Source organism: Corynebacterium sp. CNCTC7651, assembly GCF_021496665.1.
Taxonomy (GTDB): Bacteria; Actinomycetota; Actinomycetes; order Mycobacteriales; family Mycobacteriaceae; genus Corynebacterium.
The window spans coordinates 100,697-120,049 of sequence record NZ_CP071246.1 but is presented as its reverse complement, the minus strand read 5'-3'; the positions used below and the strand labels follow the sequence as shown (position 1 = coordinate 120,049).

The following is a 19,353-nucleotide window of genomic DNA, read 5'->3' as shown; positions in this document are numbered from 1 at the left end:
GCCCATGAGCACGCACCGCTTGCGCTCCACGCCAATCCCCGGACACCGCGACGCCTACACCGGCATCGAATTCAACCTGGGTTTCCACGTCACGCACTACGCGCTTGACCTGGATTACAAGGTTGGGCCGAACCGCCTGGACGGCACCGCAATGCTGACGCTGTCCGCGTGGCGGGAGTTGAGCCACATGACGCTGGACTTGGCCGACACCATGCGGGTGCGTCGCGTGGATGTCGCGGCCCGGGCGGAGAGCGGCCAGCCCGTAGCAGTCAAGCGGTTCCGCCAATCCTGCAACAAGCTGCGCATCACGTTCACAGAGCCGATCCCGGTGGACGCGGAGTTCCAGCTGAGCATCCGGTACGGCGGCACCCCGCGCCCGCGCCGCACCGCGTGGGGCCAGCTCGGCTGGGAGGAGCTGAACAACGGCGCGCTGACGGCCAACCAGCCCAACGGCGCCCCCACCTGGTTCCCCTGCGACGACACGCCGGATGAGAAGGCCACCTACGCCATCCAGCTCCGCCCGGACCAGCCGTACCAGGTGGTGGCCACCACCACGCGCCGGCCGCTGCCCACGTACCTGGCCACCGTTAACGTCGGCCAGTTTGTGCGCCACCAGATCGGCCGCAACACCAGCACCTGGCTGCCGCGCGGCGCGCAGTTGGGCGATTTTGCCCTGCAGCAGGACATGCTGGACTTTTTCGAAACCGTCTTCGGCCCCTACCCCTTCGAGGAGTACACCGCGGTGGTCCACGAGGAGGTGCTGGAAATCCCCCTCGAGGCCGCCGGGCAGTCCATCTTCGGGCGCAACCACGCGCGCGGCAACGAGCGGCTGATTGCGCACGAGCTGGCCCACCAGTGGTTCGGCAACTCGCTGGGCCTCGCGCAGTGGAACGACATCTGGCTCAACGAGGGTTTCGCCTGCTACGCGGAGTGGCTCTGGGCCGACTACCGGGGCACCAAACGTATCGACGACAGCGTTGCCCACCACCACGCCATGCTCACACCGCACCGCTGGCTCTTGGCCGATCCGGGACCGCGCCACATGTTCGACGACGACGTGTACAAGCGCGGCGCCATCACCATCCACGCCCTGCGCGCCGAGGTGGGCGACGACGCATTCTTCAACGCCGTCCGCGACTACACCGCAAGCTGCGCCCACGGCGTGGTGGAGCCGTTCGACCTCGCCAACGCGCTGAAGCGTCAGGCACCCGGTGCGAACGTGGCCGGCGTGATGGATTCCTGGCTCAACCACACTGCGCTGCCCCCGGCACCGGTACTTCGAGGCGGGGCATGAAAAAACTCTCCCTAGCCACCCTGTTTTCGGCGGCCGCCGGCCTGATCCTGATGTGGATCGCCTCTTGGGCGCTGGACATAGAGACGGAGTACCGCTACTTCACCGCGTTCTGGGGACTCTTTTTCGCAAGCACCGGGCTTATCGACGGCATCACGCACGAAACCACCAGGGCCGTCGCCTCCGCCCGGGATACCGGCGCGCGGGGCACAGCGAACCCGTGGCGCTTCGCATCCATGGTGGCGGCGTTTGTTGTCATTGGGGTGATTGCTGCGGGCATGTGGATGATGCGCGCAATCGTCCCCATGTCCCCTTCCCTGGCTACCAGCCTCTTGGTGTTCGGCCTGGTCAGCTACGCATTCCAAGCAGTACTTTCCGGCATTTTGAGCGGCGCCAACCTGTGGGACCAGTACGCCGGGTTGGTGGCGCTGGACGCCGGCGTACGCCTGGCGCTTGCGCTGGTCGCGTGGGCGGCGGGCTGGGGGTTGCCGGCGTTTCTGCTGATCACCGTTATCGGTGCCGCGAGCTGGTTGATCATCCTCGGTACCTCAAGCTCCGCCCGTCTGAACATTCGCGTGGCGCTGGACGTGGACCGCGAGGCCTTTCTCACCCGCGTCCTCACCGCCATGGTTGCCTCCGGTGCATCCGCGGCGCTGATCACCGGCTTTCCCACGGCTGTGTCCGCCGCCTTCCCCGACAACGACGCCGCGATTGCCGTCATGGTCGGGGCCATCAACAACGCCGTCATGCTCACCCGCGCGCCGGTGCTCGTGCCGTTGCAGCGGTTCCAATCAGCGTTGGTTGTTCGTTTCGTCGAAAAGCGGGGGCAGGTGTACCGCGCCCTCCTTGCCCCGGTGGCGGCCGTGCTTGCGCTGGGCGCGGTCGGTTTCGTCGCCGCGTGGGCGATTGGACCGTGGATCCTGCGCCTGGCGTTCAAACCGGACCTGTTTGTGGGCGGGGTGACGTTGGGCCTGCTCACGCTGGCATCTGCATTCATGGGCACGCTGATGATCACCGGCGTGGCTGTGCTCGCGCTCGAACGGCACGCGTGGTACCTGGCGGGCTGGGTGGTGGCCTCCCTCGTCGCGTTCGCGGTGCTATTCGCGGCGCCGTGGGGCGTGGTGCAGTCCGTCATAGTCGCGCTGTACGTCGGCCCAATGGTCGGCGCTTTGGTACACGTCGCGGGTCTCGCGCGGGCCCGGGCTGGGGCTGGCAAGGCTGCTAGGCCCGCGGCACAGACTTAGCACCTAACTCAACACCTGCATAACACCTGGCATAACAGGGTGTTAGGTAGGTGTTATGTTGGGTATTATGTCCCCGGAGGAACTTGAAAAGCTGCTGGAACATTTGCAGATTGTCGGCGCAGAGCAACAACGCGTCGAAGTGAAAACGGGTGTTGGCAAGTCTGCCCTAGAAACCCTCAGCGCCTTCGCCAACCACGCCGGTGGCATTATCGTCTTAGGCATCAGTGAGCAAGATGGTTTCATTCCCGTCGACTCTTTTGATGCCCTCGCCGAGCGAGATCGCTTGGTCTCCTACTGCGAGCGACTCACACCTCATGTTCGACCAGAGATTGAGGTCATTCCGGTGAAGGGTAAGCCGGTGTTAGTCGCCCACGTTGAAGAACTGGAGGTGCAGGATAAGCCCTGCTACGTGTCCGATCGGGGCATGTACAACGGGAGCTACACCCGCTCAGGCGATGCGGATGTGAAACTGACGCGATACGAGATTGACCGGCTCTTGGAAGAACGGAAACAGCCGCGCTGGGATCTCACGGCCGTCGACGACGCGAGCCAGGCAGATCTGGACGCAACACGACTCGATGCGTACCTGGATAACCAGCGGACGCGCCGACCACGGACGTTTGAGAGCGGCGATGAGGCGGCGCTAAATCGCCTGCGGGTGCTGCAGGGCGACAACCCGACTCTCGCCGCCCTCCTCTCAATGGGGGAGTATCCCCAACAATTTTATCCGCGCCTCATGGTGACCTTTGCGCTGTATCCAGGTAAAGGGAAAGGCGATGTTACCCAGGGCATCCGCCTTCTGGATAGTGCCCGAATCACGGGCACTATCCCAGAAATGGTGGATGAGGGCGTTCGTCTCGTGGAAAAGAACATGCGCACGGCCGGATTGATCGGTGAGGTGTACCGCCAGGACCTGCCGGACTATCCCCCCGTTGCCGTGAGAGAAGCATTGGTAAACGCCCTGATGCACCGCGATTACTCCCCTTCCGCGCAGGGCACGCCGGTGCAGATAGACATGTACGTGGATCGGTTGGAGATCTCGAACCCGGGCGGGCTCTACGGCGGTGTGACTACGGAAAATTTGGGTCGCCCAGGAGCGAGCTCGACAAGAAACCAGCAACTGGCAACGTTTCTCGAAGAACTCACCTTCCCCGGCGGAGGACCGATTGCAGAGAATCGCGGTACCGGCATCGCGACAATGAACCGCGCTACGGCTGACGCACTTATGCCGCCTCCGAAGTTCACCAACACGCTGACTCACTTCACCGTGACGTTTTTCAAGCACAGAGTCGCCGAGGCCGAAACTCACGAAACCGCGTTCCAGCAGGTGAGGCGACTGTTAGCTGAGGAGACCTCCTGGTCTACGACCGAACTTGTGCAAGCCACAGGCCTCAGCCGCACGTCCGTGATGAACGCGTTGAACCAACTCGTCGCCGAAGGCACAGCCGAGAGGACTGAGCCCGAACGCAGCCCCCGACAGCGGTACCGGATGACTTAACTCAACACCTACATAACACATGACATAGCAGGGTGTTAGGTAGGTGTTATGTTGGGTGTTAGGTAAGGTTGCCAACATGGGAAACATGCTGGTCACGGGCGGCGCAGGCTTCATCGGAGCGAACTTTGTGCGGATGGCGCTGGAGCGCACCGACCACACCATCACCGTGCTGGACAAGCTCACCTACGCCGGCAACCGGGCCAACCTGGACGGCCTAGACGTGGAGTTCGTTGAGGGGGACATCGCGGACGCCGCCCTGGTCGCCGAACTGGTTGGCCGCGCGGACACGGTGGTGCACTTCGCCGCGGAATCCCACAACGACAATTCCCTGCGCGACCCGTCCGCGTTCCTGCACACCAACGTGGTTGGCACCTACAGGCTGCTGGAATCGATCCGGGCGGTGCACAACTCCCACCCGGTGCATTTCCACCACATTTCCACCGACGAGGTCTACGGGGACCTGCCCCTCCACGGCCACAAGCGCTTCGACGAGCACACGGCCTACAACCCGTCCTCGCCCTACTCGGCCACCAAGGCCGGGTCGGACCACCTGGTGCGGGCGTGGATCCGCTCCTTCGGCATCTCCGCCACCATCTCCAACTGCTCCAACAACTTCGGCCCCTACCAGCACGTGGAGAAGTTCATTCCCCGCCAGATCACCAACCTCATCGACGGCCAGCCCGCCAAGCTGTACGGCACCGGCGAGCAGGTGCGCGACTGGATTCACGTGGACGACCACAACGCCGCCGTCCTGGCCATCCTGGAGCGCGGCCGCCCGGGCGAGACCTACGCCATCGGGGCGGACACGGAGCGCACGACGAACAAACAGGTCATTGAGCTGCTCTGCAAGATCATGGGCGGCACGTACGAGCACGTGGCGGACCGCCCGGGGCACGACCAGCGCTACCAGATGGACGCCTCGAAGATCCGCCGCGAGCTGGGCTGGGAGCCGCGCTACACCGACCTGCGCGCCGGCCTCGAGCAGACGGTGGAGTGGTACCGCGCCAACGAGTGGTGGTGGAGGCCGGGGAAGGCGAACGTCGAAAAGCAGTATGCCCAGCGCGGCCAATAATCTACGCGCGCGTAAGTTTGCCGAGTTCTGCAACCACCTGCGGGTTTACAGGCGGTAGAGCGGAACTTGGCAAACTTTGGCGCTTCCCGGAAACCGGGCCAGTGACCCAGGGCCAGTGACCCCGATACGCTGGGCACCATGCGTGAAACCCCGATTGCCGGCCTGACCGTCCACGAGCTCGCGGTGCACGAGGATAATCGCGGCTGGTTCAAGGAGAATTGGGCCGGCCAGGCGCTTCAGCCCGTGCAGCAGAACGTGAGCTTCAACGCGCGCCGCGGCACCACCCGCGGCATGCACGCGGAGCCGTGGGATAAGTGGGTGTCCGTGGCCAGCGGGCGCGTGTACGGCGCATGGGTGGACATGCGCGAGGGCTCCGCGACGTACGGCGAGCGTTTCGGCACCGAGATCACGCCGGGCACCGCCGTGTTTGTCCCGCGCGGGGTGGCCAACGGCTTCCAGGCGTTGGAGGACGCGACGAGCTACATCTACCTGGTGAACCAGCGCTACAACCCGAACGGGGATTACGCGTTCTGCTCCTACCGGGAGATTGACTGGCCGCTCGCCCCCACCGAGCTCTCCGCGGCGGATGAGGGGCATCCGATGCTTGCCGACGCTTCCCCGGTACCACCCAAGAGAATCCTGGTCACCGGCGCGAACGGCCAGCTCGGCAGGGCGCTGCGCAAGGTATGGACAGAGCGCGAGGCGCACTTTGCCACCCGCGCGGAGTTTGACATCACGGACATCCCGGAGACCGATTTCTCTCAGTACTGGGCGATTGTGAATTGCGCGGCGTACAACGATGTCAACGGCGCGGAGCAAGACCGTGGGACAGCCTGGGCCGTGAACGCGGACGCCCCGGCGCGCCTGGCCGCGATTGCGAACGCGCACGACCTGACTTTGGTGCATGTGTCGAGTGACTACATCTTTGACGGGAGCGTGGACACGCACACCGAAGCGGAGACCGCGAGCCCCCTGAGTGCGTACGGTGCGTCCAAGGCCGCGGGGGACACGGCTGCGCAGGTGGCGCGGAAGCACTACGTGGTGCGCACGTCCTGGGTGTTCGGCGACGGCGCGAATTTCATGGACACCATGGCGCGCCTGGCGGAGAAGGGCGCGGAACCAAACGTGGTGGCGGACCAGCGCGGGCGTCCGACATGGGCGGAGGACCTGGCCAAAGGCATCGCGCACTTGCTGGCTACGGGCGCGGAGTACGGGGTGTACAACATCACCTCCGAAGGTGATGCGGTGGGGCGCGACGAGATTGCCATGGCCGTGTTCATCGGCCTGGGCGCGGACCCGTCTTCGGTGCACCCCGTAACCACCGAGCAGTACGCGGAACTGGCCGGCCCGGAGGCGCGCCGCCCGGCGGAATCCACGCTGGACCTGACAAAGATCACCGCCACCGGCTTCACGCCCACGAATTGGCGCGCAGCACTCGCGTTGTATCTAGCAACCTATATCTAGCAACACGGCAGGGCGATGGGCTAAAACTATGGGGAGCAACGCGTCTGTATAAGGAGCCCACCATGACCGCAAAGTCCACCTTCCGCACCGCCGCCGCAGCAACGCTGGCGGCCACCATGTGCGCCACCGTCCTGGTGAGCAACGCCGGCGCCGCCACCGAAACCGCCACGCCGGCCAGCGGCGCGTCCAGCGTGACCTCCTCCGCGGCCGCCACGGCGACTAGCTCCCGCCCCACCGTCACCCAGACCGTGACCGTCACACCGACCGTGACCGCGGGCAAGACCACCACCACGGCGGCAACCACCACAACCACCACCAGCGCGAACTCCCAGCTGGAAATCCTCCAGGCGTTCTCTTCCGGGGACTTCTCCAAAGTCCGCACGTCCTCGGTGATCCTGTTCGTGCTCAGCATCATCACCGGCGTGCTCACGCTGATCATGAACCTGGACACCCCGCAGAACCGCGAGATGCTCAAGCAGTTCGGCATTACCCTGCCGTTCTAGCCCATGAAGGGCATCATCCTCGCGGGCGGCTCAGGCACACGCCTGTACCCGATCACCAAAGGCATCTCGAAACAGCTGATGCCGATTTATGACAAGCCGATGATCTACTACCCGCTGACCACCCTGATCGGCGCCGGCATCCGCGAGATCTTGATCATCACCACACCGGAGGACAGGCCCGCTTTTGAGCGCTTGCTTGGCGACGGCTCCCAGCTCGGCCTCATGCTCCATTACGCAGTGCAGCCGTCCCCCGAAGGGCTGGCGCAGGCGTTTCTGATCGGCGAGGAGTTCATCGGCGAGGACGACGTGGCCTTGGTGCTGGGCGACAATATTTTCGACGGCACCGAGCTCACCCGCATTTTGGGCGAGACCCGCGGCGTTGACGGCGGCGCCATCTTCGCCTACGAGGTCTCCGACCCCCAGCGCTACGGCGTGGTGGAGTTCGCTGCCGACGGCACGGCGCTGTCCATCGAGGAGAAGCCGGCGGATCCGAAATCCAATTTCGCCGTGGTGGGGCTGTATTTCTACGACAACCAGGTGGTGGACATCGCCAAATCCATCACACCCAGCGCGCGCGGGGAGCTGGAGATCACCTCCGTGAATGAGGCGTACCTGGAGCAGGGGCGCCTGAAGGTGCACCGCCTGCACCGCGGCGACGTGTGGCTGGACACCGGCACCATCGATTCGATGACGGAGGCCAGCGCGTACGTGGAGGTGCTGCAGAAACGTACGGGCACGGTGATCGGCTCTCCCGAGGTGGCCGCGTTCCGCGAAGGCTTCATCGACGCCGCGGCGCTCGAGCGGCTGGCAGAGCCGATGATGAAGTCCGGCTACGGCCGCTACCTGCTGGACGCGGCGCGGGACTAGGGCTGACGACTAGGGTGGTGCCGGTGACTTCTATCGCGGCATTGATCACCGCTTACCACGGCACCAAAGCGGGCGACTTCGAGCGCGCGCTGAACTCGTTGGCTGCGCAAACGCGACCGGCGGATGAGATTGTGATTGTGCTCGACGGCCCCGTTTCGGATGGGGTTTTGGGCGTGGTGCAAGCGAACGTCGAAAAGCACAATGCCCGGGTGGTGTGGCTTGCGCAGAACGTGGGGTCTGGGCCGGCGTCCCAGGCGGGGCTGGAGACGATCGAGGCGGAGTTCACTGCGCGGCTGGACTCGGACGATGTGGCGAAGCCGGAGCGCTTTGCGGTGCAGGCGGAGTTTTTGGAGCGTAACCCCCAGGTCGGCGCGGTGGGCACGGCCGTGGAGGAGTTCCGGGAGGTGCCCGGGGATGCCGGCAAGGTGCGGGCGCTGCCCGAGGACCCGGCCGGTTACGCGAGGGTGAACTCGCCGATCAACAACCCGTCGGTGATGCTGCGCACGGCGGCTGTGAAGGAGGTCGGCGGGTACCGCGACGTGCACTTTATGGAGGATTATGACCTCTACGCGCGGCTTTTGGCCGGCGGGTGGCAGTTGCGCAACCTGCCGGAGGCGCTGACGTATTTCCAGGTCACCGACGCGCAGTTTCAACGCCGCACCGGGAAGGAAATGTTTGCCGCGGAACGCCAGATGCAGCGCAACCTGGTGGAATATGGCCTGGTGAGCAGGCCGCGCGCGGTGTTCAACTTGGCCGCCCGCACCGCGTACAGGGCGCTGCCAGCTGGGCTGCTTCGGCGCGTGTACGCGCTCTTGTTCCACCGCGAGGGGTAACCTAACGGCTGACATGAGCGGATACGAGGACACTTGGCTGATCGTGCCTTGCTACAACGAGGGCACGGTCATTTTCGACGTGCTCTCCAACGCGCGCCAGACGTTCCCGAACATCGTCGCTGTCAACGACGGGTCCGCCGACAACTCTGCGGAGGCGATCCGCGCGTCCGGGGCGAAGCTGGTGAACCACCCGGTGAACCTGGGCCAGGGCGCGGCGATCCAAACCGGCGTGGAATACGCCCGCAAGCAGCCCGGCGCGCAGTACTTTGTCACCTTCGACGCGGACGGCCAGCACCAGGTGAAAGATGTGGTGGCGATGGTGGGGCGGCTGCGCACCGAGCCCTACGACATCATTGTGGGCACCCGCTTCGCTGGCCAGGACAACTCGCAGGTGCCGTGGATCAAGCGCATGGTGCTGCAGATTGTGGTCATGCTCTCCCCGCGTACCCGCCGGCTGGGGCTGTCGGACGCGCACAACGGCCTGCGCGCCTTTAACAGGAAGGTGGCGGATGAGATGAACATCCGCATGAACGGGATGTCCCACGCCTCCGAGATTGTCACCATGATTGATGAGAAGGGCTGGCGCGTTACGGAGCAGCCGGTGGACATCCTGTACACCGATTACTCCATGTCCAAGGGCCAATCCCTGATCAACGGCGTGAACATCCTCGCGGACGGCATTGTGGCAAGGAGGCTCAAGTGATTCAGCTCGTCCTGATCATCGCCACCGTTGCGCTGGCGGTGTACTTCTTCCAGAACCGCAAGAAGGCCAACGCGAAGGCGTGGGTGAAGATCGGCTTCGTGGTCCTCATCTTCGCAGCCCTGTGGGCCATTTTGCGTCCCGACGATGTGACGGTGCTGGCCAACTGGCTGGGCGTGGATCGCGGCACGGACTTGATGCTCTACATCCTGATCATCGCGTTCTTCTTTACGACGATCTCCACCTGGACCCGCTTCCGCGAGCAGGAGCTGCGCTACGCCCGCCTAGCCCGCGCGGTGGCGCTGCAGAACGCGGAGGCGGAGGACCTGCGCGCGGGGGATTCGCGCTAGGACGTTTGGCGCGCGGTGCCGCAGGCGCGCGCTAGGACGCCGCGATCACGCCGGCGACGTGCTGGTGGCCGCGCGCGTTGACGTGGATGGGCAGGTTGCCCGGGCCACCGTAGAAGTCCACCAAGCCAGCCCACATGCGCATGTGGTCCGGGGCGCACATGTTGTTGTTCCAGGTGGATGGCTTGAGGTCCAGGAACTCAACACCCGTTGCCCGCGCGAGGTCAACCTGCGCCCACTGGATCGAATCCTCCCAGCTCGCAACCGCCGGGAACGGGGTGGTGTCGTGCCTGTTCGGCGCGATGTGGAAGAGGCAGACGTTGCCGTTCCAGGTGATCTTGGGGTAGCCGACGATCTGGATGCGCGCGTTCGGCGCGGCGGCCTTGATGCGGTTGATCTCCGGGATCATGGCTGCGACCCAGTCGCGGCGGAAGGCTGCGGCGTCGCGGCCGTCGTTGTGATAGGTGTCGTTGAACCCGGTAGAGATGATGACGCGGGCGGTGTTGCGGTTCAGGCCGCCGTCGTTCACCGCGCGGGTGACCTGGGAGGCGAACTGCGGGCCCTTCTGGATGCTCACGGTGCCGGTGCAGGAGTAGTCCCACGCAGGCAGGCCCAGCTGGTTGGCTGCCTGGCGGCCCCAGTTAGTGGGCGAGGTGGGGCACCACGTGTTCACGTTGGAAGAGCCGCGCGGATCCAGCCCCAGTTTGCCGGCCGCCCATTGCGGGCCGTTCGGGTCCGAAATCACGGAGTCACCGAAGATGACTAGGTTGCGCTGCTGGGCGGATGCCTCCGGCGCAGCGGACACAGCGATTCCGGCGACGGCGCACAGCGTGACCAGCACGGCGGCGGCGACCGTAGCAAGTTTGTTGCGAAGCGCGATAGTTTGCATGAGAAAACCCTTTCCTCCCGAGGGTAAGGCCGCCGCTTAGCGCGACACGCACCCTTGTCACACCAGTAACATACGCAACAGTAACCTCTTTCGCTACTTTGATACCATGCGCCCCACAGAACATCCCGCATTTCTGCTGAAATCGTTCGCCCGCTTCGTGCCGGCCGTCGTCCGCTCCGGCATCGTCAGCGCCGAGGGCGGCCCGCGCGCCGCAGCCGCGCTGCTACCCAACCTGTCCCGCTACTGGTTCACCACCGCCCGCGAAATCGAGCAGGGCGCAGCGGCCGTGCCGGATCGCACTGCCCTGATTGACGATGACGGCGTGCTTTCCTACCGCCAACTCCGCGCCCAAACGCGCATACTCGCGCACTGGCTCTTGGGCGTGCAGCGGGACCGCGGTCTAGAGGAACTGCGCATCGGTGTCATGGCCCGCAACGGCCGCGGCATCATCCTGCCGCTGGGCGCCAAGGGGTACGCCGGCGGCCACATCTTCCTGCTCAACATCGGCTCCTCGCCGGAGCAGCTGCGCGGCATCTTCGAAGAAAACAACATCAACGTCCTGTTCATCGACGATGAATTCGCAGACCGCCTCCCCACCTCCGCACCCGTCATGGACGGCATCACCGTCGTCCGCGCCTTCACTGAGGGCGGAGCGGACGGGCTGTCGATTCGGGATATCGTGGTGCAACCGAACGTCGATACGCAATTGCCCCGAAAGCCCAAGCACGGCAACCTGGTGCTGATGAGCTCCGGAACCACTGGCATCCCGAAGGGCATCGTGCGCCCCGAGCCGCGGATGCCGTTTGTGGTGGCCGGGTACCTGGAGGCGATTCCGTGGCGCGCGGGCGACACCGTGCAGCTCTCCGCATCGATCTTCCACACGTGGGGCTGGTCCGCGCTGCAGGTGGCGCTGGCCACGCGCTCCACAATTGTCACGCGCCGCATCTTCGACGCGGAGGCCTGCTACCGACAGATTGAGGATTTCCGCTGCGACGGGCTGATCTCCTCCCCCATCTTTTTCAAGCAGATGCTGGACCTTGAGGGCAACGAGAGCTTCGACACCTCCAGCTTGCGCTACCTGGCCACCGCCGGCAACGCCGTCACCCCCGCACTGCTGCGCCGCACCACCGCGCGCTTCGGCCCCATCCTGGCCAACATCTACGGCTCCACCGAGCTCGCCCTCGCCGCCGCCGCAACCCCCGCACAGATGCAGGCGGACCCCTCCATCGTGGGCAAGGTACCGCCGGGCACGATTCTCAAGCTTTACGACGATGACGGCAACGTTGTCCCCCAAGGCGAAACCGGCCGCATCTTCCTGTACAACGAGACGGCGCTGAAGGGCTACACCAACCCCAACACCGAGATGGTGACCATTGACGGGCTGGTGGAGATCGGCGACCTGGGTTACTTCGACGAGGACGGCTTCCTGCACGTGCTCTCCCGCAACGACGACATGATCATCGTCGGCGGCGAGAACGTCCACCCGCAATCCGTGATGGAAGTGCTGGAAGACATGCCGGGTATCGACGACGTGTACGCATACGGCGTGGACGACGACACCACTTTTAAACGCATCGCCGTCTGGGTGGTTCGCGGCGGCGACGAGCAGGGCGAGCACCTGCGTGCCGACGCCATCCGCGAGTGGGTGCGCACCCGCCTGGCGGACCACTCCATCCCGCGCGACGTCCACTTCGTCGACGAGCTGCCCCGCAACGCCGTGGGCAAGGTTGTCCCGCGCTTCCTGCCTGGAGTGGGCAAGTAGAGCCGCGGCCGATAGCGATCCTGGGCGCCTCTGGCCCGGAACGAGTTTGTCATCCCCCTTGCTGTCAGGCTGGTTGTGAACGAGAGACCTGAGGAGGTTTGTTCATGGCCACGTTTGATGTTCCTCGCTTGGTGCCGCAGCCGGTGTCGTTTGGTGCCTGCTCGGATTCGCAGGAGGTAGCGGTGCCGTCTAATGGTGACAGTTCACCGCGCCGGCGTCGGGTGGCGGTGCGGGCTGGGGATGTGCTCGGTATTCCGGTGACGTATTTGGATCCGGGTGAGCTACTCGATGATGCGGTGGTGGTGACACTTGCCGCAGGCTCGTTCGTGTTTGCTCCGTGTGTGAAAAAGGGGTGGGGCCTTGATTTCACCCCAGCCCAGAAGGCGCAGATGGTCGCGATCTACCGCAACTTGCCCTATGGGGCGAAAGGGAAATGGATAGCCCGCCACGGGCTCAGTAACGCCACGATGTTCAAGTGGGGGCAGCGTCTCGGGTTACCGTCTGCGGCTGAGGCCAAACTCGACGCGCTGACAGAAGACATCTCTAGCCGCCTCTCGCCGCGTGCGATGACGTACCTCGTGCGCAGTTATGCGGCACTTCCTGCCGGGGAGAAGGGTGCGTTTTTGGTGGCGCTGGGGCTGACGCATATGGAAATGTCGAAATGGATCGCCAAGGTGGCGGACGGATCAATCGAGCAATACGCGCTGAAACGGAAGGCAGATATTGTGGGCTCTGGTACGCATGACGACCCAACGCGCAGTCGTAAGCAGGTTGAGCGGATGCTCGCCGAAAACGACCGGCTGAAGCGGGAGTTGGCGAAGGCCAACCAGAAGCTTCAGCGCCAAGACGCGGAGTTGGATAAGTGGAGGCAGACCAGTGATGCGCTGGGAAAAGCTTTAGCGTCCATGCCCGATCTTCCTGGCGTGGACTACGACGCGGAGGAAAATCCTTATCCGAAGACGAAACACGCCGCTATGAAACTGGTCTCAAGGAAGAACAACGCCTCATCGACGCCCTCGTCTCCTACGGACACTCCCTAACCAAAGCCCAGCAACTGCTTCGCGTCAGCCGCAGCCGGGTGTTCTACGCCCGTAAACCCCGCCCGACGAAGCCCAATCCCACCCCGCACACCGCCCGCAACATCCCCCGTCTGAGCGAGCAGCAAGTCGACGACATTCTGGCGCTGCTCGACGCCAACCCGTATTCAAGCGTCGACGACGCGTACTACAACGCCTACAACCACGGGTTATACATCGCCAGCTTGAGCAGCTTCTACCGCACCGCCCGCCAACACCAGCGCCTGCTTAAACAGCGCTCCCACACCCGCAGACGCAACAACACCAAACGCGGACGCACAACACCCCCACACGTCATCGCCACGGCCCCGGGACAAGTGCTGTGCTGGGACATCACCTTCCTACCTGGACCATGCATCAGTCAGAACTACGCCTGCCTAACCGTGATCGACCTGTACTCGCGAGCCGTAGTAGGCACCAGCATCACCCCGCGCGAACAAACCCGCGCCGCAACCGAGCTGTTCACTCGCATCCTCAGCCAATACCCCGACGTGCACACCGTGCACTCCGACAACGGCCCCTCGATGACCAGCACCACCATCGCCGAGCTGTTTCACTCCCGCGGCATCACCCAATCCTTCAGCCGCCCCCACACCAGCAACGACAACCCCCACATGGAGTCTTTGTTTCACACCATGAAAGGAAGTCCCTACTACCCGCCAGTGTTCGCGTCCATCGACCACGCCACCAATTGGGTCAGCACCTTCACCACCAACTACAACAGCCGGCCAAACAGCGCGATCAACTACTACACCCCACAAAGCGTCCTCGACGGCACCTGGCGCACACTGCAAACCAGCCGCCACCACGCCATCCAGGATGCCCTAGAAGAAGGACGCATCCACACACCACCCAAAACCCCAACCGGACTGCCCAGAGAAGTCACCATCATCCGCACAACCACCACCACACACCCCAGCCCCCAACCACTAACCACCAACCCATAACAAAAACGGTTCACAACCACTTGACACAAAGCGTCCGAAAATGTGACCTGCGGAAACGTGGGCCATCCGGAACGAGTTTGTCAGATCGTTCCGGGCCGGGCCACAGAGCGTGACGGCGGAGGAGGAAGCGTTGTGCACAAGTGGGTCGCGAACCGCCACGGCGACGACAAAGCCCCGCCGCAGGCACCAATATGGCCGCGACGGGGCGAAAAAATGGAGCCACCTGCGATGTCTGGGTTCACGACATATTTGACACGGTGTGCCTGCGGCGATGGTTGTGATGCTTGACAGGTGAGCCGGGACATCCTTGACACTTAGGCCTGCCTCGCTTCGACGGGTGATGGTTGACAGGTGAGTCGGGACATACTTGACACTGCCGTCCGCATTTGGGCCCCGCACACAAACACCCAGACACCCTCTGGCCCGGGTGGGCGTGGCGCGGCAGGAAGACAGATCCGCCGCGCCATCGTTGGCCAATGAACAGCCCCAACCGCAACCTCGCCATCGTCAAAGCCGTGCGCGACCAAGGCGAACCCGTCGCTAAAGTCGCCGCACGATTCGGCATCTCCCGCCAGCGCGTCTACCAAATCCTGTACAAGTACGACGCTGGCGGGCCCGAGGCGATTGCGCCTAAAACCCGCGCCCCGCACACCCACCCACAAGCAGTGCCGAAAACGCTGCGCAACCACATCATCGACATGCGCAAAGAGCTGGTGAAATCCGGCCTAGACGCAGGCCCCGACACCATCGCCTTTCACCTCGAGCAGCAAGGAATGCGAGTGCCGTCCACATCCACGATCCGCCGCATCCTCACCGACGCCGGCCTCGTCACACCGCAACCGAAGAAGAAACCGCGCAGCGCCTACATCAGATTCGAAGCCGCCATGCCCAACGAATGCTGGCAAGCAGACATCACCCACCTCTACCTCATCGACGGCACCCGCATCGAAGTCCTCGACTTCCTCGACGACCACTCCCGCTACCTGCTATCCATCACCGCCAAACACGCCTTCACGGGCACCGCCGTCGCCGCCGAACTCGAGCGCCTCATCACCATCTACGGTCCACCAGCATCCACCCTCACCGACAACGGCCTCGTCTTCACCGCCCGCCTAGCCGGAGCCAAAGGAGGGCGCAACGCCTTCGAAAAAACCCTCAACCACCACCGCATACAGCAGAAAAACGGCCGCCCAGGACACCCCCAAACCCAAGGCAAAATCGAACGCTTCCACCAAACCCTCAAAAAATGGATAGCCGCCAAACCCCCAGCTGAAACCCTGCCCCAACTCCAGCGCTACCTCGATGAATTCGCCGACTACTACAACACCACCCGCCCCCACCGAGCACTCGGCAGAAAAACCCCCGAACAGGCCTACACCACCGGCCCGAAAGCCGAACCCAACGACAACCCCAAAGAAGAATGGCGAATCAGAAACGACATCGTCACCCCAGGCGGCAAAGTCACCGTCCGCTACGCCGGCAAACTCTACCAACTCGGCATCAGCCGCAAATACGCCGGCGAACCCGTCCTCATGGTCATCACCGACAACCACATCACCACATCACTGAAAGAAACCGGCGAGATCATCACCGAGCACTACATCGACACATCCCGCAACTACCAAAAACCATATTGGAAACACGGCCAACCACCCCTGACCTAAAAACAACAAAACCGGCACCCTGGAAAACCAAAAACCAGAGCGCCGGTTTGTCCACCATGTCGCGACTCACATGTCAAGCATGTCGCGACTGATGACAATGGAGCCACCTGCGAGAATCGAACTCGCGACCTTCTCATTACGAGTGAGATGCTCTGCCGACTGAGCTAAGGTGGCCGGCCGCACGCGAAAGCGAGCGTACCGATGCAATAGCTTAACCCAGCGCGGGCGCAGGGAAAAACCGCAGGCTGCAGACCCGCGAGATAGGCAGACCGCAGCGCATCACCGCCCCAGCGCCGCCGGGCAGCTAATCCACCTTGCAGGCGCGGCGCAGGTGGCCAACCATGCCGTTGAACGCCACCAGCGGGGCAACCTGCTGGTGGAGGCGCTCCCGGCATTGGGTGATTGCATCCTGGCAGGCCACCAGGCCGGCTTGATCAACGCGATCGGCGAGCTCGCGGGCGAGGCCCTCGAAGTCCGGATGGGTCAAAGGCACCGTCGGGCCGCTCGGCCCTGCGACTGTGCTCGCGGAGCCACCCTCGCCACCAGTCCCAGCCCCAGCCCCGCTAGCCCCAGCCCCACTAGCCCCAGCGCCGGACTGGATCACCAACGCATCGCGGTAGATGCCTGCAAGGTCCACCAGGACGAGGTCGAACACGTCGCGCTTGCGGCGGGTGCCGCGCGCTTTCTGCTGCGCCTCGAGTTCCTTCAACGCGGTCGCAGCGCCGGACGTCGCCTTGGCGGCACCCTTGCCCTTGGCGCCGACGCCGAAGGCGCGCTCGAGCTTCTCACGCTCTGCGGCATCGGCCTCGGCGTGATCCTCCACAGCTTCCTTCTCCGTCGCTTTCACCAGCGTCGCCACGGCTTGGAAAGCCTGGGAGCCGAAGAACACCAGCTCCGCCAGGTTGATGCTGTTGGCCCGGCGCGCCTGGATGGCCTCGGAGTGCACCAGCTTCCGGGCACGCCCCAAATGCCGCAACGACGTAGCCGCCGCCAGCCGGGCGTTGGACTCGGACGCCCCCTCTTCTTCCATGAGGATGCGCACCACCTCTTCCTCCGACGGGGAGGGAATGTAGAGGTGCCGGCAGCGCGATTTCAACGTCTGGGAGATGTCCTCCGGGTCCGTCGACGGCGCACAGAGCACGATCACGGTGCCCTCCGGCGGCTCCTCCACGGTCTTCAGCAGCGCATCAGCGGCTTCCTCGGTCAAGCGATCGGCGTTTTCGATGATGACAATGCGGTGGGAAGCGATCGTCGGCAAGCGTGCAGCCTTAGCCACGATTTCTTGGCGGACGAACTTCGCCGCGATGGTCAGCTCCTTGGGCACGACGTGCACAAGATCGGTGTGCTGGCCCGCGAGCGCGTCGCGGCAACCCTTGCAGCGGCCGCAGCCGATCTCGGCCGGATCGGTGCACACTAGCGCGGCGGCGAAGGCCAGCGCAGCGTTGGAGCGGCCGGAACCGGGCGGGCCGGTGAACAGCCAGGAGTGTGCAAGCGCGCGCGGATCGGTGCCTTCGAGGCCACGCGCGGCGGCAGCGGCGGCGAGGATGGTGTCGCGGACCTTTGGGGTGTCGGCGAGACGCTCGCTCACGCTGCGGTTAGTCACAGCGCCCAAGCCTACTCGGTCATCGCTGGCGCACCCGTTCGGCGCTAAGGTGATACACCATGGAACGACTCTGGCGCGGCTTGCGGTGGTTGGGGGGCACGTCGTGGCCCCTCTACGCAGCGACCGTGCTGGGCACCAACGTGCTGGGCGCGGTGCTGATCATGCTGTTCGTGCGCTACCTCATCCCCATGCCGGAGGTTGCGGAGCTCAGCCTGAACCACCTTGGCTTGGGCACCATCGGCCTTGTGTACGTGATCCTGGCTGTGGTTGTTGGGGTGGTGGTTACCGCACTGCTGTTCCGGCCGGTGCTGGAGTGGCAGCTGCGCCCGGATGATCATGACCCGAACATGGTGCGCACCCTGGTGCTCCGCCTGCCGGTGCTGCAGACGGTGATTGTGGTTGGGGTGTGGGCGATTGGCATCGCCATCATCACCATCGCGGCGGCGCAGATTTCGGGCCCGCTGGCCCTGGCCATTGGCGTGTCCACGTCGCTGGCGTGCTTCGTGGTGGCGGTGCTGACCTACCTGCAGGCGGAGCGCCTTGTGCGCCCCATCGCGGCATCCGCACTCGCGCGCCGCTTCGAGGATTCGACGCTGGAGCCGCCGATCAAGCACCGCCTGTACATGACGTGGTTCACCACCTCCGCGGTGCCGATGATCGGGGTGCTTCTGCTTTTTGACGCGCAGCGGCGCGGCTTCTTCACCGACACACCAGGCGAGCTCCTGCCCGCTGTCTTCGCGCTTACCATCGCGGCGCTGGTCACCGGCTTGGTGGGCACCGCGTTTGTGATCATGAGCGTGGTGGACCCGATCAAGGAGCTGCAGGACGCGATCAACCGGGTCCGCCGCGGCGAGGCGAACACGCAGGTGGATATTTACGACGGTTCCGAGATCGGCGTCCTCCAAGCCGGCTTCAACGAGATGATGCGCGGCTTGAACGAGCGCCAGCGCGTCCGCGACATCTTCGGCCGCTACGTGGGCACCGAGGTCGCCGCGAAGGCGCTGGAAGAAAAGCCGGAGCTGGGCGGCGAGGACCGCCGCGTCGCGGTGCTGTTCATCGATGTCATCGGCTCCACCACCTTCGCCGTCCACCACACGCCGGAAGAGGTCGTGGAGGAGCTGAACAAGTTCTTCGAGATTGTGGTCGAGGTGGTGCACCGCAACAAGGGCGTGATTAACAAGTTCCAGGGCGACGCCGCGCTCGCCGTCTTCGGGGCTCCCGTTTCGCTTCACGACGCTTCCTCGCACGCCCTCCAAGCCGCACGCGAGCTCAACGACGATCTCGCGGGCCTGGAATTGCAAGCTGGCATCGGCGTGGCTGCCGGCCATGTGGTGGCTGGCCACATCGGCGGTTCGGACCGCTTTGAATACACCGTGATCGGCGACGCTGTGAACGCCGCCGCGCGCCTGACGGAGCTGGCGAAGGACACCCCCGGCAAGGTGCTCACCAACGCCGCGACGCTGCGCAGCGCCAACGAGGTGGAGCAGCAGCGTTGGACTCTGATGAAGTCCGTGGAGCTGCGCGGCCGCAACAAGATGACGCAGCTTGCCCGCCCGGTGCGCTCCACCATGGCGGACCGCTCCTAGCGCCGCG

The 19,353-nt window shown here is 64.4% G+C and carries 17 protein-coding genes and 1 tRNA gene; 15 read left to right on the top strand and 3 right to left on the bottom strand.

Annotated features, from left to right (window positions below; translation table 11 throughout):
• The first annotated feature begins 4 nt into the window (after positions 1-4).
• From JZY91_RS00555 to JZY91_RS00510, 10 genes are all read left to right on the top strand, one after another.
• Positions 5-1,294, top strand: coding sequence for a M1 family metallopeptidase (locus tag JZY91_RS00555; protein WP_234948068.1), 1,290 nt, complete (start codon positions 5-7; stop codon positions 1,292-1,294).
• On the top strand, positions 1,291-2,535 hold the full coding sequence (locus JZY91_RS00550; RefSeq protein ID WP_234948067.1) for a hypothetical protein: 1,245 nt from the start codon (positions 1,291-1,293) through the stop codon (positions 2,533-2,535). Before JZY91_RS00555 ends, JZY91_RS00550 begins: the two co-directional genes overlap by 4 nt.
• Before the next feature lie 58 nt (positions 2,536-2,593).
• Positions 2,594-4,033 (top strand): ATP-binding protein, encoded by a 1,440-nt coding sequence (locus tag JZY91_RS00545; protein WP_234949005.1) that lies wholly within the window; start codon positions 2,594-2,596, stop codon positions 4,031-4,033.
• 76 nt (positions 4,034-4,109) lie between these two features.
• Positions 4,110-5,105: a dTDP-glucose 4,6-dehydratase gene (rfbB, locus tag JZY91_RS00540; RefSeq protein WP_234948066.1), complete on the top strand. Its 996-nt coding sequence runs from the start codon at positions 4,110-4,112 to the stop codon at positions 5,103-5,105.
• Positions 5,106-5,243: 138 nt separating this feature from the next.
• On the top strand, positions 5,244-6,569 hold the full coding sequence (locus JZY91_RS00535) for a sugar nucleotide-binding protein (protein WP_234948065.1): 1,326 nt from the start codon (positions 5,244-5,246) through the stop codon (positions 6,567-6,569).
• A 62-nt stretch (positions 6,570-6,631) separates the two neighbouring features.
• On the top strand, positions 6,632-7,072 hold the full coding sequence (locus JZY91_RS00530) for a hypothetical protein (RefSeq protein ID WP_234948064.1): 441 nt from the start codon (positions 6,632-6,634) through the stop codon (positions 7,070-7,072).
• 3 nt (positions 7,073-7,075) lie between these two features.
• Complete coding sequence (gene rfbA, locus JZY91_RS00525) at positions 7,076-7,939, top strand: glucose-1-phosphate thymidylyltransferase RfbA (RefSeq protein ID WP_234948063.1); 864 nt, start codon at positions 7,076-7,078, stop codon at positions 7,937-7,939.
• Between the two features lie 23 nt (positions 7,940-7,962).
• Complete coding sequence (locus JZY91_RS00520; protein WP_234948062.1) at positions 7,963-8,772, top strand: glycosyltransferase; 810 nt, start codon at positions 7,963-7,965, stop codon at positions 8,770-8,772.
• Positions 8,773-8,785: 13 nt separating this feature from the next.
• Complete coding sequence (locus tag JZY91_RS00515; RefSeq protein WP_234948061.1) at positions 8,786-9,475, top strand: glycosyltransferase family 2 protein; 690 nt, start codon at positions 8,786-8,788, stop codon at positions 9,473-9,475.
• Positions 9,472-9,822: a DUF2304 domain-containing protein gene (locus JZY91_RS00510; protein WP_234948060.1), complete on the top strand. Its 351-nt coding sequence runs from the start codon at positions 9,472-9,474 to the stop codon at positions 9,820-9,822. Before JZY91_RS00515 ends, JZY91_RS00510 begins: the two co-directional genes overlap by 4 nt.
• 31 nt (positions 9,823-9,853) lie before the next feature.
• Here the strand turns inward: JZY91_RS00510 and JZY91_RS00505 are convergent, their stop codons facing one another.
• Positions 9,854-10,708, bottom strand: a complete 855-nt coding sequence (locus tag JZY91_RS00505) for a GDSL-type esterase/lipase family protein (protein ID WP_234948059.1) — start codon at positions 10,706-10,708, stop codon at positions 9,854-9,856.
• Positions 10,709-10,814: 106 nt separating this feature from the next.
• On the opposite strand from JZY91_RS00505, the gene JZY91_RS00500 reads away from it, so the two are divergent.
• The 4 genes from JZY91_RS00500 (at position 10,815) to JZY91_RS00485 (ending at position 16,157) form a co-directional block, all read left to right on the top strand.
• Complete coding sequence (locus JZY91_RS00500; RefSeq protein ID WP_234948058.1) at positions 10,815-12,470, top strand: AMP-binding protein; 1,656 nt, start codon at positions 10,815-10,817, stop codon at positions 12,468-12,470.
• 104 nt (positions 12,471-12,574) lie between these two features.
• Positions 12,575-13,510 (top strand): guanine nucleotide-binding protein subunit gamma, encoded by a 936-nt coding sequence (locus JZY91_RS00495; protein ID WP_234947688.1) that lies wholly within the window; start codon positions 12,575-12,577, stop codon positions 13,508-13,510.
• A 38-nt stretch (positions 13,511-13,548) separates the two neighbouring features.
• On the top strand, positions 13,549-14,493 hold the full coding sequence (locus JZY91_RS00490; protein ID WP_234948057.1) for a DDE-type integrase/transposase/recombinase: 945 nt from the start codon (positions 13,549-13,551) through the stop codon (positions 14,491-14,493).
• A gap of 476 nt (positions 14,494-14,969) precedes the next feature.
• Entirely contained in the window at positions 14,970-16,157 is a 1,188-nt protein-coding gene (locus JZY91_RS00485) for an IS481 family transposase (protein WP_234948002.1), read from the top strand.
• Positions 16,158-16,255: 98 nt separating this feature from the next.
• Here JZY91_RS00485 and JZY91_RS00480 read toward each other — a convergent pair.
• A tRNA-Thr gene (locus tag JZY91_RS00480) sits at positions 16,256-16,331 on the bottom strand.
• A gap of 130 nt (positions 16,332-16,461) precedes the next feature.
• Positions 16,462-17,760: a DNA polymerase III subunit delta' gene (locus JZY91_RS00475; RefSeq protein WP_234948056.1), complete on the bottom strand. Its 1,299-nt coding sequence runs from the start codon at positions 17,758-17,760 to the stop codon at positions 16,462-16,464.
• Positions 17,761-17,819: 59 nt separating this feature from the next.
• Here JZY91_RS00475 and JZY91_RS00470 point away from each other — a divergent pair, with 59 nt between their 5' ends.
• Complete coding sequence (locus JZY91_RS00470; protein WP_234948055.1) at positions 17,820-19,346, top strand: adenylate/guanylate cyclase domain-containing protein; 1,527 nt, start codon at positions 17,820-17,822, stop codon at positions 19,344-19,346.
• Positions 19,347-19,353 lie beyond the last annotated feature (7 nt).